Below are 13,781 nucleotides of genomic sequence, written 5' to 3' on the forward strand. Positions count from 1 at the left end.
TATCGATTTTCCGGAGTAGACTTCCATGGCAGTAATTTCCAATCGCCGTTCCGTGATGACGCTGTTCTCGCATCCGACCGATCCTCACAGTCATCGCGCCCGAATCGTGCTGGCCGAAAAGAACATCACCTACGATGTTGTCAACGTGCAGGATGAAGAACTGCCGGAAGACCTGGTCGACCTGAACCCCTACAACTCCATCCCGACGCTGCTCGATCGCGAACTGGTGCTGTATGACGTGCACACCATCATGGAGTACCTGGATGAGCGGTTCCCGCATCCGCCGCTGATGCCGGTGGACCCGGTCAGCCGCGCGCGTTTCCGCATTGCCATGTATCACATCCAGCGCGACTGGTATTCGCAGGTCGACATCATCGAGGCCGACGCCGACAAGTCTTCGGTCACGAAGGCGAAGAAGGAGCTCAAGGAGTCCCTGCTGGCCAGCGCGGACCTGTTTGCCGCCAAGCCGTACTTCCTGAGCGACGAGTTTTCGCTGGTCGATTGCTCCATCGCGCCGATTCTCTGGCGCCTTCCGCAGTACGGCATCGACCTTCCCTCGCAGGGCAAGGCCATCAAGAAGTATGCCGATGAAATGTTCGCGCGGCCGTCCTTCAAGAACAGCCTGACCGAGATCGAGCAGGAGCTGCGCGCCTGACAGCGCGTCGAATGTCCCGATGGTGTCACGTCGTCCATTCCTGATTCGTGCCATGTACGAATGGCTGGAAGCCTGCAACGAGCTGCCACATTTCCTGGTCGATGCGGGCAAGCCGGGCGTCAACGTCCCGGCCGAGTTCGTGCAGGATGGCAAGATCGTGCTGAATGCCAGTGCCAATGCAGTCAAGAACCTGTACCTGGGTAACGAGGAAATCGCCTTCGAAGCCCGCTTCGGCGGGCAGCCGATGGTGGTCAGCTTTCCGCCGCTGGCGGTGGTTGCGATCTATGGTCGCGAGTCCGGGGAAGGCATGATGTTCGGCCCGGAGGATGACATCGAGGATTCGGCCTTCGAGGAAGATGACGACGGCCTGTCAGAAACCGATATGGAAGTCGTCGAGTCGGATCCGGACAAGGCGCCAGCAGAGTCGAAGGGCGGCAAGAAGAAGGGACCGCCCGACCTCAAGGTCATCAAGTAAATGTCAGAAAGCCGGCTTGCGCCGGCTTTTTTTTGCTCGCTTCCCACGTGTCAGAAAACGTACGGGATCAGCCAGCGGGTCTTGCGACGATACGCCGCAAATTCGGGATAGCGACTCAGCGACCGATCCTTGCGAACCATGTTGGGCACCCAGATGGCGCCGATGAACGTGACGAGCACCAGCATCGGCAGCCAGTGCATGGCCAGCAGGGTGAATCCACCGTAGATCAGCAGCTCGCCGAAGTAGTTCGGATTGCGCGACAGCCCCCACAGACCGTCTGTCAGCAACGTTCCCCTCGCATGCTTGAGGTGCATGTGCTTCTGCATGTCCGCGGCAAAGTGAAAGAAGACCCCGAGCGCATAGATCCCGATGCACATGGCGAGATACCAGTTCGGCGCATCCACATCGAAGTGCGCAATCCAGACAGGCGTTATCCAGTAGAGTGACAGTCCGCCCCAGATCACGAGGCCGTAGGCTATCCCGGTTTCGCGTTCCCAGCTGGCATCGCCGAACCAGCGGCTTTTCATGATCCACAGGAAGCCATAGGTGCCATGCAAGGCGAGGTACACCCACAGGGTCGTGTTGTCCCAGTTGCCGTACCAGCCCATTACGCCAAGAATGGCCAGGAAGTTGATACCCTTGTGGGTGTCGATGAAATGCTTCTCTTTCATGCGCTGTCCTCTTGGCGGTGCCTGCAGGCAGCATACCGGAGCAGCCGATAATGATTGAAGTCCGACAAGACAACATCACGGTCCTGGAGGTCGATGCGATCGTCAATGCGGCCAATAACAGCCTGCTCGGTGGTGGCGGGGTCGACGGCGCCATCCATGCAGCCGCTGGTCCGAAGCTGCTGGAATACACGCGTTCCCTTGGTGGCTGCCCGACGGGCGAGGCCAGGTTGTCGCCGGGATTCGACCTGCCGGCAAAGTGGGTCATCCATACCGTCGGACCGGTCTGGCAGGGCGGCGATGCGGGCGAGCCCGAATTGCTCGCCAGCTGCTATCGCAACTGCCTGGCCCTGGCGGCGGGAAAGGGGTTCGCAACAATCGCCTTTCCCGGCATCTCCACCGGTGTCTATGGTTATCCGAAGCAACAGGCGGCAGAAATTGCCGTGAAGGAAATGCGCGCCTGGGAGAAAGCGTTCAAGAAGATCGTCGCCTGCTGTTTCAGCGCCGACGACGCAACACGCTACGAGCGCGTGTTGCATTCCTTGCAGGGCTAGCCGGAGGGGCTAGCTTGCGGGAAAGAGCTTTCCCGGGTTGAGGATGTTGTTGGGGTCGAACTGCTGCTTCACGCGACGCAGCATTTCCAGCGTGGCCGGCTCGAGCTCGAGTGCCACGAAGTCTTTCTTGTCGAAGCCGATGCCGTGTTCGCCCGACAGGGTGCCGTCGAGTTCCAGGACGAGATCGAAGACCTCGGCAAGACAGTCATTGATGACCCGCATCTGCTCCGTGTTGTCTGGATCAGCCAGCAAGTTGACGTGAATGTTGCCATTGCCGGCATGACCGAAATTGACAATGGTGATGCCGTACCTGCCCGAGATTTCCTGCAGCCCGCCGATCAGCTCGGCCATGCGTGACACGGGCACGACCACGTCCTCGTTGATCTTCTTCGGTGCGACCTTTCTCAGCGCGGGTGACAACGCCTTGCGCGCTGCCCACAGCGCACGAGTCTCTTCCTTGCTGGCGGCCCGTTCCAGTTCGACCAGGCCGTCACGCTCGCCTTCGCCCCTCGCCGCTGCCGCCACGCGCTCGGTGGCGGCATCGAGAAAGTCCTCGTCGCCATCCACTTCGATCAGCAACATCGCGCCAGCACCTTCCGGCAAGTCCGTCTCGGCGTATTGCCGGATCATCTCGATTGCCGTCGAGTCGATGAACTCCAGCGCACAGGGTGTGACGGGCTGGGCCATGATGCGTGATACGGCAGCCGCACCCGCGGTCATGTCGGCGTAAACGGCTCGCAAGGTATGTTTTGCGGGCTGCAGTGGTGTGAGCTTGAGCGTGGCTTCGGTAATGATGCCGAGGGTGCCTTCCGAACCGATCAGCAGTCGCGTCAGGTCGTAACCGACGACGCCCTTGGTGGTGCGCACTCCGGTCCGCAACAGCTGGCCATCCCCGGTCACGGCGTTCAGTCCCAGCGTGTTGTCGCGAGGCGTACCGTATTTCACCGCCCGTGGGCCGGCCGAATTGCAGGCGAGATTGCCACCGATGGTGGCATAGGCACTCGATGTCGGATCGGGCGGCCAGAAGAAACCGTGCTCTGCCGCAGCGGCCTGCAGGTCCGCATTTGTCACGCCGGGTTGTACCACGGCATAGCGATCTTCGGGATTGATGCTGATGATGCGATTCATGCGCTCCATCGCCAGCACGATGCCGCCAGTCACCGGCACGGCAGCGCCGGCAGTGCCGCTGCCCAGTCCGCGGCCAGTGAGCGGAATCCGGTGTTCATTGCAAAGCCGCACGATGGCGCACACCTCGTCCTCGGAGGCGGGGTAGGCCACGGCATCCGGCATCGCCTGTCGCTTGGAATTGTCGTAGCCGTAGGTCCACCGGTCGGCAGGATCGGTCTTCAGCCGGTCACCGAGCAGCTTGTCGAGTGCGGCGAGCGCGGCTGGCGGAATGCGTGTTTCGCCCATCAGTCGCCGAGCAACTGGGCATCGATCAGGTCGCACATGACATGAATCAGCAGCAGGTGCACTTCCTGGATGCGCGCCGTGCGTTCAGCCGGTACCCGCAGTTCGATGTCGTTGCCCTGCAGGACCGGCGCCATCTTGCCGCCATCGCGGCCAGTCAGTGCAATGACCTGCATGTCCTTGTCGTGCGCGGCTTCGATTGCCTTGATGACGTTGCCGGAATTGCCACTGGTGGAAATGGCCAGCAGGATGTCGCCACTGCGGCCAAGTGCGCGGACCTGCTTGGAAAAGACTTCTTCGTAGGAGTAGTCGTTGGAAATCGACGTCAGCGTCGAGCTGTCGGTTGTCAGCGCGATCCCGGCGAGTGCCGGCCTGTCGCGCTCGAAACGATTCAACAGCTCCGAGGAGAAATGCTGCGCATCGCCAGCAGAGCCGCCGTTGCCGCAGCTGAGAATCTTGCCCTCGGCAATCAGTGTCCGGGTCATCATTGCTGCTGCCGTGACGCAGTCATCGGCCAGCAGGTCCATTGCCGCCTGCTTGGTGGCAATGCTGTCTTCGAAATGCTTGCGAGCACGCTCGTTGAAATCCATGGTGTTCTCCGGTTGCTGGCTTGCAGGAAGCGCCCTCAGCCAGCCTCAAAAGCGTTCTTTATCCAGTCGATTCTGCCAGTTTCACCGCTCTCTGCGACGACGTCAAAGCGGCAGGCCGTGTCGCTGGCTGCGTGGGCGGCCAGGTAGTGCGATGCCGTGCGCAGCAGTCGCTGCTGCTTGGCGGGGCTGACGCTGGCCGTGGCACCGCCGAAGCGGTCATTCTGGCGCAGCCTGACCTCGATGAAAACGAGCGTGTTGCCATCCTGCATCACCAGGTCGATTTCGCCCCAGCGACAGTGGTAGTTGCGGTCGCGGAATTCCAGGCCGGCCGAGTGCAGGAAATGCTCCGCACGCAGTTCGGCGGCATCACCGCGCTTGCGCCTCCAGGTCTTCTTCATTGCCACGTCCTGTGTCTTCACTACCGTCCTTGGTAGTCCTTTCAATGTTCGGCAGCAGCTTTGGCAAACCGTTGCGGAATTCCGCCCAGTAAAGATCGCGACGAATCCGGCCGAAGTTGTCGATGCTCAGCATGCCGGTCATGGCGGGCAGGGGCTGGCGCAGGGCAGGATCCTTGTTGTCGACCAGTGGTACCAGGCGGAATGCATCGAATCCGAGAGCGTAAAGGCGGATGGTGCGGTCGTAACGCGCCGGCCACAGCGCGCGCAGTTTGTCCTGTGTCTGCTTGCCGTGATTGGCCGGGTCCAGGACCCAAGGCATGTCGGCGAAACGAATGCCGTCCAGGTCGCGCTCGCGCTGGAGTCCCGGGTTGTAGACGCGGGACGTCGAGTAAACGGGCAGGCGTATCGCCTGGTGGAAGCGCAACTGCGGCCGTATCTGGCGGGCTTCGTCGGTGCTGGCACCCAGGAAGATGAATTCGACATCCTGGCGACGCCGCGGTTCGTATTCCAGCGGGACGCCGAGCACGCTGCGCAGCGTCTGCTCGCGCAGGCGGGATCCATCGATCTCCAGTGCCCGCATGATGGGTGTGGAGAAATCGGTCTGGTCGGACCGGAAGCGTTGCACGGTCAGCAGTTCACCATCGAGATCCTCGAATCGCTGCCGGAAGGCTGCCAGCAGGCGCAGCCCGAAATCGTTGTCGGGTACCAGCGCGACGGCCCGGCTGTGACCCTCGGCGGCAGCACGCTCGGCCACCTGGATGGCTTCGTCTTCCGGCAACAGGCCGAACTGGGTGATGTTGTCACCCGCATCCAGCTGGGCTTCGACGTCGAGGTAGTTCAGTCCGAGCACCGGCACGCCGAGGCGTGCCTGGTCGATGGCAGCCAGGGTTTCCTTGGTCAGGGGGCCGACAATGAACTCCGCGCCCTCGAGCACGGCGCTGCGGGCAGCCGCGACGGCCTTCTCTGCCGATGCGCCGGTGTTGCGTACCAGGACCTCGGGAATGCTGGGGCCGATTTCGTTGAATTCGACGTGCTGGTAATAGGCCGCCAGGAAACCGTCGCGTACCGCTTCGGCCGATGAGCGAAAGCGACCTTCCAGCGGCAGCAGCAAGGCGATTTTCTGCGGATAGTCGAAGCGTCGGGCATGGGCTGCGAGGATGTCATCGATGATCAATCGTGCTGCCGGATGCCCGGCATTGCGAGACTGCCACTGCAGCAGCCTGTCGGGAAATGCATAGGGGTCCTGCCAGGCAGTCCTGCCCAGCTTCGCAAGGTCGAACCAGCTCCGCAGGCTGCTTTTTCCTGCCGGCAATTCACTGGCGTCAAGCGACGTGCTTGATTGCGTCAGGCCCCGCCAGATCAACAAGGCGTCCGTTGCCTGCGCATCGCGGCTGGCTTGTTGTCGCAGGCTGTCATCCAGCATCTCGGTTGCCGTGACGATATCGCCCAACTGGTAGAGCGCCCGGGCGCGCAGGCGGGTGACCGCCGTTTGCAGGGAAGTATCCGCTGGCAACGCGTCCAGCCGCTGCAAGGCAAGGTGTGGCTGCTGGTCGCGAAGATCCAGCTCGGCATCCAGCAGGACCAGGCGATGGCGGACAGGGCCCTCGAGGTCGTCCCGCAGGCCGCCGCGCACGCGGCGTGCCTCATCGACGCGTCCCGCGTCCAGCCAGGCCAGCGCAGCTTCGATGCGCAGCTCGGCGGCCGTCGCGCCGAAGGTTTCACCCGCAAGGGCTTCGAGTCGTTCGGCGGCCGCCGCCGGGTCGTCGGCTCGCAGCGCACTGGCAGCACGGTACTCCGGCAGCTCCGACTTGTCGGGCGCGGTCGGCTGCACGCTGACGCAGGCCGAGAGCAAGACTGCCAGGCCGGCCAGCCAGGCGAGCCGCAGCGAATGGCGGCCAGTGATGGGAGAGCCGGCGGTGACGTGTCCGGAATTGGCTTGCATGGCGTAAGGCCCCGTTGCAGGATGTGGCGAGTTCGAAATCGCGCTTGCCGCGCGCCAGTCCGGCGCCTGAGCGGCCACAGGTAAAATTCAATGAGCGAGTCGCAAAGTATCGAGGGGGGCCGCTGAGGTGTCAACGCAGAAACCCGCTCTCCACGTGGTTGCGACGCCCATCGGCAACCTTGGCGACATCACCGCTCGCGCCAGGGACATTCTCGCATCGGTCGATATCGTGCTGTGTGAAGATACGCGGCATTCGGGTCGCCTGCTGGCCGAGCTTGGCATCAAGGCGGAACTGCGCTCCCTGCATGATCATAACGAGCGGCAGCGTATCGAACAGGTGCTTGGGGACCTCGATGGCGGCAAGTCGCTGGCCCTGATCAGCGATGCCGGCACGCCGCTGATCAGCGATCCGGGTTTTGCCCTTGTCAGGGCCTTGCGTGACGCAGGGCACGATGTCGTCCCCGTCCCCGGTCCCAGTGCCGTGATCTCGGCATTGTCGGCCGCCGGCCTGCCGACCGATCGCTTTTCCTTCGAAGGTTTCCTGCCGGGCAAGTCCGGCCAGCGCCGCAAGGTGCTGGCGGCCCTCGCCAGCGATCCGCGCACGCTGGTGTTCTATGAGAGCCCGCGCCGCATCCATGCCTGCCTCGATGACCTGGCAACCGAGTTCGGTCCGGACAGGCGGGTTGTGATTGCGCGCGAGCTGACCAAGCTGCATGAGGAGTTCATCGTCGGCAGCGTTGCAGACTTGCAGGCGAGCCTCGCCGGTCGCGAATTGAAAGGCGAGTGTGTACTGATGCTTGCCGGCAACGACAGCGAGAGTTCCGGCATCGGCCTGGATGCCGATACCTTGTTAAAGGCCTTGCTGGAAGAGCTGCCCGCCAGCAAGGCGGCCAAGCTGGCTGCGCGCCTGACGGGAGAGTCGCGCCAGGAACTCTACGCCCGCGCCAGTACGCTTGCCGGCAAATCCTGATTGTTCCCAGCTGATTCATCGCTGTTGCCCGATAAGTCTTGACTGACCGTCGGTTCAGCGTATCTTTGGCGCCGGAGTCGGCCAGACAGTCGCTGCGACCGCGCCACCGGCGCGACGTGGAGGAAAGTCCGGGCTCCGCAGGGCAGGGTGCCAGGTAACGCCTGGGCGGCGCGAGCCGACGGAAAGTGCCACAGAAAACATACCGCCGATGGTCTTCGGACACAGGTAAGGGTGAAAAGGTGCGGTAAGAGCGCACCGCGCGTCCGGCAACGGTTCGCGGCACGGTAAACCCCACTCGGAGCAAGGCCAAATAGGGGAACGATGACGCGGCCCGCGGAGTTCCCGGGTAGGCTGCTTGAGGTGCTCGGTGACGAGCATCCCAGATGAATGGCTGTTCAAGACAGAACCCGGCTTATCGGCCGACTCCTTCTTATTCCTTCCTGCCTGGTGCTTACAGCCAGTCGGTCAGCTGGATACCGATGCCCAGTCGCGTGACCGACCGGTTGTAGTCGATCAGGCTCTCGCCATAACCATTGAATATCTGCACGTAACCGCGTGCCTTCGGACTCAGTGCATAGCTGTAGGTCAGTTCGGCTGCACCATGCGCGCCCTTGGATTCGGTATGGTTGCGGAGCATCAAGGTGAAATTGTTGTCGCCGTTGCGCCAGCCCAGGCGCAATTCGAAATGCCCCATGTACTCGTCGATGTCCGGATTGTCGTCGTCCTCCGCCCGTTCCGGGATTCTCACCCAGGGCTTGAAGCTGATGGCGAAGCGGCCGCGCTCCAGCAGGAATTCCGTGTACAGCCGGTTCCAGCTGCGGGAGAAGGGCTCTGCACGACCATTGGACTGGTGGTTGATACCGAAGCGAATGACCCGGTTGGTGAAGCCGAGGATCTCGAAGTCATTGATGACATCCAGCATGACCTCGGGCTCGTGGTTGGTTTCCCGGAAGGGTCGCGACACCTCGCTGTTGTAGGCCTGCCACCAGGCCCGTTGCGTGTAGCCAAAGGACAGCTGCGTGTCGTCACCGAGCGGCTCGTTCCACATCGGCACCTTCAGGCTGATCTGGAAAGCCATCTCCAGGCTGTCGATGGACGCGTCGTAGCCCGACGCGGCGAAGCTCGTATCGTCGGCCTGGAAGTTGTAACTCAATGGAATCAGGTAGCTGGGGCGATGAGCGACCAGCGCAAAGCGGTTGTCGCGTCCGGACCCTTCCTCTTCCAGGCGCTGGCTGATGCTGGGCGGGCCCTCGAACAGCACGCGTTCTATGTCCAGCTCCCCTTCGGCACCGTCCTGGGAGCCGTCTCCTTCCTTGTTGACGCTGTCATCTTCGATGTCATCGCCTGGCGAGGCGGACGGTACCGAGATCGGGTCGGTGCTGGCGGCCGCGCTCGGGTCGGCATCCTGGGCGGCGCTACAGGGGCTGGCAAGCAGCAAGAAAGCGGGCAAAAGGGCGGCCAGCAAGGGTTTCATGCGTTTCTCCTCGATTCAGGGTGCAGCTTAACAGCCGCAAAGAGCCCCGAAAACTCTTAATATTGGCTTAAAAGACCTTCTCGTAACTTGTTGTTTTTATTGATTGTGCGGTCGCACAATTTTAGTGATTTTGCGCAATGCAGCATGCGCTAAGTCACTGACTGCCTTGGAAAAATCCTCTGCGGCAGTGGTAAATCAGCTTGACACTCCCGCTGAGCCCTACCTATAGTGTCATCAAGTGGGAAAAAGTGGGGAAGAATGGGATCGAGGTGGAAGCCCGAGCCCGGCAAAGAACATGTTCAGGGGTGTCACTAACGTCAAGCTGGATGCCAAGGGGCGGATGTCCATTCCGACCCGGTATCGCGAGCGCCTGCAGGAAACGGGCGCCGGCAAGCTCGTGGTGACCGTTGACCGTGATCATTGCCTTCTCCTTTATACGTTGCCCGAATGGGAAAAGATCGAGGCCAAGCTGGTCGCGCTGCCGAGCTTCAACGTGCAGGCGCGTCGCCTGCAGCGCTTGCTGGTCGGTCACGCCACGGAACTGGACATGGACAGCAATGGTCGTGTGCTGCTGCCGCAACCGCTTCGCGAATTCGCCGGCATCGAGAAGGCCGCGGTGATGATCGGCCAGGGCAACAAGTTCGAGATCTGGGACGAAGCATCCTGGAACGAGCGCCGCGATCACTGGCTGGGTGATGGTGATGACGAGGCGCCGCTGCCGGCCGAACTCGAATCGCTGTCACTGTGAGTGCCGGGGGCGGCATGGCAGCACACCGCCCGGTACTGCTCAAGCCAGCCCTCGAGGGGCTGGCTTTGCGCAAGGACGGGTTCTACGTGGATGGAACCTTCGGTCGCGGCGGGCATGCCAGGGAGTTGCTGGCAGCGCTGGGCCCGGAAGGCCGCTTGCTGGCCTTCGACAAGGACCCGCAGGCCATTGAGAGCGCCGAGGCGCTGGCCAGGGAAGACGACAGATTTCGCATCGTTCATGGGAGCTTCACCATGCTCGAGCAGGTAGTGACAGCCGAAGGAAAGACCGGTGCCGTCGATGGCGTGCTGCTGGACCTCGGCGTCTCTTCGCCGCAGCTCGATGATGGCGAGCGCGGGTTCAGCTTCCGCTTTGGCGGCCCGCTGGACATGCGCATGGATACCTCCCGCGGTGAATCGGCGGCGGACTGGCTGGCAACGGCGGAGCAGGAAGAGATTTCGCTGGTGATACGGGATTACGGGGAAGAGCGCTTTCATCATCGTATCGCCAGGGCCATTTGCGAAGCCCGCGAGGAAGCGCCGATCGAGACCACCTCGCAACTGGTGGGCATCATCGAGGCGGCCGTGCCGACCCGGGAAAAGAAGAAGCATCCGGCAACCCGTGCCTTCCAGGCCATCCGGATTCATATAAACAAGGAGCTCGATGACCTCACCGAGGTGCTCGAGCAGACCGAGCGAGTGCTGGCAGCCGGGGGCAGGCTGAGCGTGATCAGTTTCCACTCGCTGGAGGATCGCCAGGTCAAGCGCTTCATGCGTGATCGCTCACGGCCGGCGCCACCGCCGAAAGGCTTGCCGCGTGGCTTGCCGGTTGCGGAAGAGACACCGCCGTTTCGCCTCGTGGGCAAGGCGCAGCGTGCCAGCACCGAGGAGCTGGCGGAGAACCCGCGGGCTCGCAGTGCCGTGTTGCGGATTGCGGAGCGCGTGCGATGAAGGTCGATTTCGCCATTGTCTGCCTGTTGCTGGTGGCCAACGTGGCAACGGCCTTGTTGGTGGTCGGTGCCCGTCACGAGAACCGCCGCGAATTCATCGTCATGCAGGGCTTGCAGGCGGAACGCGACGAGCTGGAAGTCGACTGGGGTCGATTGCAGCTGGAACAGAGTGCGTGGGCAACGCACGGCCGTATCGAACAACTGGCCCGTGAACAATTGAACATGCAGATCCCGGCAGAAGCCGACATCGTGGTGCTGAGACGTGCGCAGTAAGTCGACAAAGCCAGAAACCGTGACTCGCCCGGGACGTTGGCGCAGCGGACTTGTCGCTGGCGTTTTCGTGTCGGCGGCACTGGTCATGGTGGCGCGAGCGGTCGACCTGCAGGTCATCAGCAAGGATTTCCTGCAGGACCAGGGGCAGGCGCGACACCTTCGAGTCGTCGAGATTCCGGCGCATCGCGGCATGATCGTCGATCGCAATGGCGAGCCGCTGGCCGTCTCGACCCCCGTGGCGTCCGTCTGGGTGAATCCGCAGCAACTGGAAGACGGCATCGACAAGCTGCCTGCGCTGGCGGACCTCCTGGGCTGGTCGACCGAGAAGCTGCTGACCTACCTTGCCGACCGGGCAGAGCGCGAGTTCGTCTACCTCGAGCGCCAGGTAACCCCGGAGCTTGCGGCCGAGGTCGAGGCCCTGGACATTCCGGGCGTGAACCTGAAGCGCGAGTACAAGCGGTTCTATCCTGCGGCCGAGGTCACGTCGCACCTTGTCGGGTTCACCGACATCGACGATGCCGGGCAGGAAGGGCTGGAGCTTGCTTTCAACGAATGGCTGAGTGGCGAGGCGGGACGCAAGCGCGTGTTGCGCGACCGTCTCGGCCAGGTCATCGAGAACATCGAGGAACTGGCGCCGGCCGAGCCCGGGCAACAGCTGCGAACCAGCATCGACCTGCGTCTCCAGTACCTGGCTTATCGGGAGCTGAAGGCGGCGGTGATCAACAGCGGTGCCAAGTCCGGCTCCATCGTGGTCATGAATCCACAGACGGGCGAAGTGCTGGCCATTGCGAACCAGCCGTCCTACAACCCGAACAATCGGGCAGAACTGGACAGTGCCCGCTATCGCAACCGGGCCGTCACGGACCTGTTCGAGCCGGGTTCCTATTTCAAGCCGTTTCCCCTGGCCGCGGCGCTGGAGAGTGGGGCGTATTCGCCGTTGACGCCGATCAAGACGTCGCCAGGCTTTTTCAAGGTCGGTGGTTACGCGGTACAGGATCCCCTTGATTACGGCACCATCGATGTCACCACCGTGCTGGCGAAGTCGGTCAATACCGGTGCCAGCAAGATTGCCCTGTCGATGGAGCCGGAACAGATCTGGTCGACCCTGGCGAAATTCGGCTTTGGCAGCGCGACCGGTTCCGGTTTCCCGGGCGAGGCATCGGGTGTCCTGCCGCACTGGCAGCGCTGGCGCGATGTGACGCAGGCGACCATGGCCTATGGCTATGGCCTGTCAGTCACGCCGCTGCAGATGGCCGAGGCTTACTCGATCATTGCCAATGACGGCAAGCGCGTTCCGGTGTCCTTCCTTGCGGTCGACGAACCCGAGTTCTCCGAGCGTGTCGTGTCCAGCCAGACCGCGCGCCAGATGCGCCAGATGCTCGAAGCCGTGGTCAGCGCCGAAGGCACGGGCCGCCGTGCCGCCATCAGCGGATACCGTGTGGCCGGCAAGACGGGTACGGCACGCAAGGCGGAAGCCGGTGGCTACGCCAATGACCGGCATATTGCAGCCTTTGCCGGAATGGCGCCGGCGGTAAACCCTCGCATCGTGGCGGTGATCGTGCTCGACGAGCCTGACGAGAGCCGCTACTACGGTGGCGAGGTGGCCGCGCCCGTGTTTTCGAACGTGGTTTCCGGTGCCTTGCGGCTGTTGAACATTCCGCCTGACCAGGAAAGCGTTTCGCAGGGTGGTGCGCTGATTGCGGGGAGGTCGTCACAATGACATCGACCGTTACCCTCAAGGACCTGCTGGCCGGCATCATCGAAGTGCCGGCCTCCATCGATAAGGCGGTCAGTGACGTCTGTCTCGACTCGCGCTACTGCTCTGCCGACAGCGTGTTTCTCGCCTGTGATGGCATTGCCTCTCACGGCCTCGAGTACCTTGACCAGGCAATTCGCCTCGGCGCAAGGACCGTGCTGTGGGAGCCGGCCGCCGGATTGTCCGACCTTCCGGATTTCGAAGGGATCGATGCCCTCGAGGTGCCACGCCTTTCGCAACATGTCGGCCGCATTGCGGCACGGTTCCATGGTGACCCGACGAGCGGCATGGAAGTCGTTGGCGTGACGGGAACGAATGGCAAGACCTCGGTGGCGCACCTGACTGCACAGGCCGCCGAGGGTCTCGGCAAGCCCGCGGCACTGTTCGGCACGCTTGGCTACGGCATGCTCGGCAGCCTCGCGGAAGCCAGTCACACCACGCCGGATGCGGTGCGCCTGCAGCAAAGCCTGGCGACAGTCCGTGACGCCGGTGCAGGGCTGGTGGCGATGGAAGTGTCGTCGCATGCGCTGGACCAGCATCGCGCCGACGGTGTGCATTTTCACACCGCCGTGTTCACGAATCTCACCCACGAACACCTGGACTACCACGGCGACCTTGGGCGTTACGCCGAGGCGAAGCGCCGCCTGTTCGAATGGCCGGGCTTGAAGGCGGCCGTGATCAACGTCGACGACCAGACCGGCAGGGATTTCCTGCGCAGCCTTGCAGGCGATGTCTCCAGCTACGCCTTTGCCATTGATGCGGAAACCCTTGAATCCGTCGACGCCGATCATTTCCTGCATGCCGCAGACATTCGCTACAGCGCCGAGGGCCTGGGTTTCGACCTGGTACTGGATGGCGAAACCTGCTGCACCGTGCATTGCGATCTGCTCGGGCGCTTCAATGTGTCCAACCTGCTGGCAAC

At 62.6% G+C, this 13,781-nt stretch carries 15 protein-coding genes and 1 other RNA gene; 10 read left to right on the top strand and 6 right to left on the bottom strand.

Annotated elements, in window-relative coordinates:
- Positions 1–25 precede the first annotated feature (25 nt).
- Both R3217_02160 and R3217_02165 read left to right on the top strand, forming a co-directional pair.
- A complete protein-coding gene (locus R3217_02160) occupies positions 26–655 on the top strand; it encodes a glutathione S-transferase N-terminal domain-containing protein (protein ID MDX1454239.1) in 630 nt (209 codons plus the stop codon).
- A gap of 19 nt (positions 656–674) precedes the next feature.
- A complete protein-coding gene (locus R3217_02165) occupies positions 675–1,130 on the top strand; it encodes a ClpXP protease specificity-enhancing factor (GenBank protein ID MDX1454240.1) in 456 nt (151 codons plus the stop codon).
- A 50-nt stretch (positions 1,131–1,180) separates the two neighbouring features.
- On the opposite strand, the gene R3217_02170 is transcribed toward R3217_02165, so the two are convergent.
- Positions 1,181–1,801 (bottom strand): DUF1295 domain-containing protein, encoded by a 621-nt coding sequence (locus R3217_02170; GenBank protein MDX1454241.1) that lies wholly within the window; start codon positions 1,799–1,801, stop codon positions 1,181–1,183.
- Positions 1,802–1,851: 50 nt separating this feature from the next.
- On the opposite strand from R3217_02170, the gene R3217_02175 reads away from it, so the two are divergent.
- Positions 1,852–2,352: an O-acetyl-ADP-ribose deacetylase gene (locus R3217_02175; protein MDX1454242.1), complete on the top strand. Its 501-nt coding sequence runs from the start codon at positions 1,852–1,854 to the stop codon at positions 2,350–2,352.
- 9 nt (positions 2,353–2,361) lie between these two features.
- Here the strand turns inward: R3217_02175 and R3217_02180 are convergent, their stop codons facing one another.
- The 4 genes from R3217_02180 to R3217_02195 are packed head-to-tail and all read right to left on the bottom strand — an operon-like array spanning position 2,362 to position 6,692.
- Positions 2,362–3,765, bottom strand: coding sequence for an FAD-linked oxidase C-terminal domain-containing protein (locus R3217_02180; protein ID MDX1454243.1), 1,404 nt, complete (start codon positions 3,763–3,765; stop codon positions 2,362–2,364).
- A complete protein-coding gene (locus R3217_02185; protein ID MDX1454244.1) occupies positions 3,765–4,352 on the bottom strand; it encodes a phosphoheptose isomerase in 588 nt (195 codons plus the stop codon). Before R3217_02185 ends, R3217_02180 begins: the two co-directional genes overlap by 1 nt.
- A 35-nt stretch (positions 4,353–4,387) precedes the next feature.
- Complete coding sequence (locus R3217_02190; GenBank protein MDX1454245.1) at positions 4,388–4,750, bottom strand: YraN family protein; 363 nt, start codon at positions 4,748–4,750, stop codon at positions 4,388–4,390.
- Positions 4,719–6,692, bottom strand: a complete 1,974-nt coding sequence (locus R3217_02195) for a penicillin-binding protein activator (GenBank protein ID MDX1454246.1) — start codon at positions 6,690–6,692, stop codon at positions 4,719–4,721. Before R3217_02195 ends, R3217_02190 begins: the two co-directional genes overlap by 32 nt.
- A gap of 127 nt (positions 6,693–6,819) precedes the next feature.
- On the opposite strand from R3217_02195, the gene rsmI reads away from it, so the two are divergent.
- Both rsmI and rnpB read left to right on the top strand, forming a co-directional pair.
- On the top strand, positions 6,820–7,662 hold the full coding sequence (gene rsmI / locus R3217_02200) for a 16S rRNA (cytidine(1402)-2'-O)-methyltransferase (GenBank protein MDX1454247.1): 843 nt from the start codon (positions 6,820–6,822) through the stop codon (positions 7,660–7,662).
- Positions 7,663–7,735: 73 nt separating this feature from the next.
- An RNA gene (gene rnpB / locus R3217_02205) (RNase P RNA component class A) lies at positions 7,736–8,093 on the top strand.
- Between the two features lie 20 nt (positions 8,094–8,113).
- Here the strand turns inward: rnpB and R3217_02210 are convergent.
- Positions 8,114–9,136 carry a phospholipase A gene (locus R3217_02210; protein ID MDX1454248.1) on the bottom strand — a complete coding sequence of 341 codons (1,023 nt, stop codon included), beginning with the start codon at positions 9,134–9,136 and terminating at the stop codon, positions 8,114–8,116.
- A 295-nt stretch (positions 9,137–9,431) separates the two neighbouring features.
- On the opposite strand from R3217_02210, the gene mraZ reads away from it, so the two are divergent.
- The 5 genes from mraZ to R3217_02235 form a co-directional block, all read left to right on the top strand.
- On the top strand, positions 9,432–9,884 hold the full coding sequence (gene mraZ / locus R3217_02215) for a division/cell wall cluster transcriptional repressor MraZ (GenBank protein MDX1454249.1): 453 nt from the start codon (positions 9,432–9,434) through the stop codon (positions 9,882–9,884).
- 14 nt (positions 9,885–9,898) lie between these two features.
- Positions 9,899–10,831, top strand: coding sequence for a 16S rRNA (cytosine(1402)-N(4))-methyltransferase RsmH (rsmH, locus tag R3217_02220; GenBank protein ID MDX1454250.1), 933 nt, complete (start codon positions 9,899–9,901; stop codon positions 10,829–10,831).
- Entirely contained in the window at positions 10,828–11,103 is a 276-nt protein-coding gene (gene ftsL / locus R3217_02225) for a cell division protein FtsL (protein ID MDX1454251.1), read from the top strand. Before rsmH ends, ftsL begins: the two co-directional genes overlap by 4 nt.
- Positions 11,093–12,823, top strand: coding sequence for a penicillin-binding protein 2 (locus tag R3217_02230; protein MDX1454252.1), 1,731 nt, complete (start codon positions 11,093–11,095; stop codon positions 12,821–12,823). The genes ftsL and R3217_02230 overlap by 11 nt, the downstream gene beginning before the upstream one ends.
- Positions 12,820–13,781 (top strand): Mur ligase family protein (locus tag R3217_02235; GenBank protein ID MDX1454253.1); only part of this gene is annotated, 962 nt, incomplete at its 3' end. The genes R3217_02230 and R3217_02235, both read left to right, overlap by 4 nt.

It is taken from the genome of Gammaproteobacteria bacterium, assembly GCA_033720895.1.
Lineage (GTDB): Bacteria > Pseudomonadota > Gammaproteobacteria > Natronospirales > JAJUFS01 > JAWWBS01.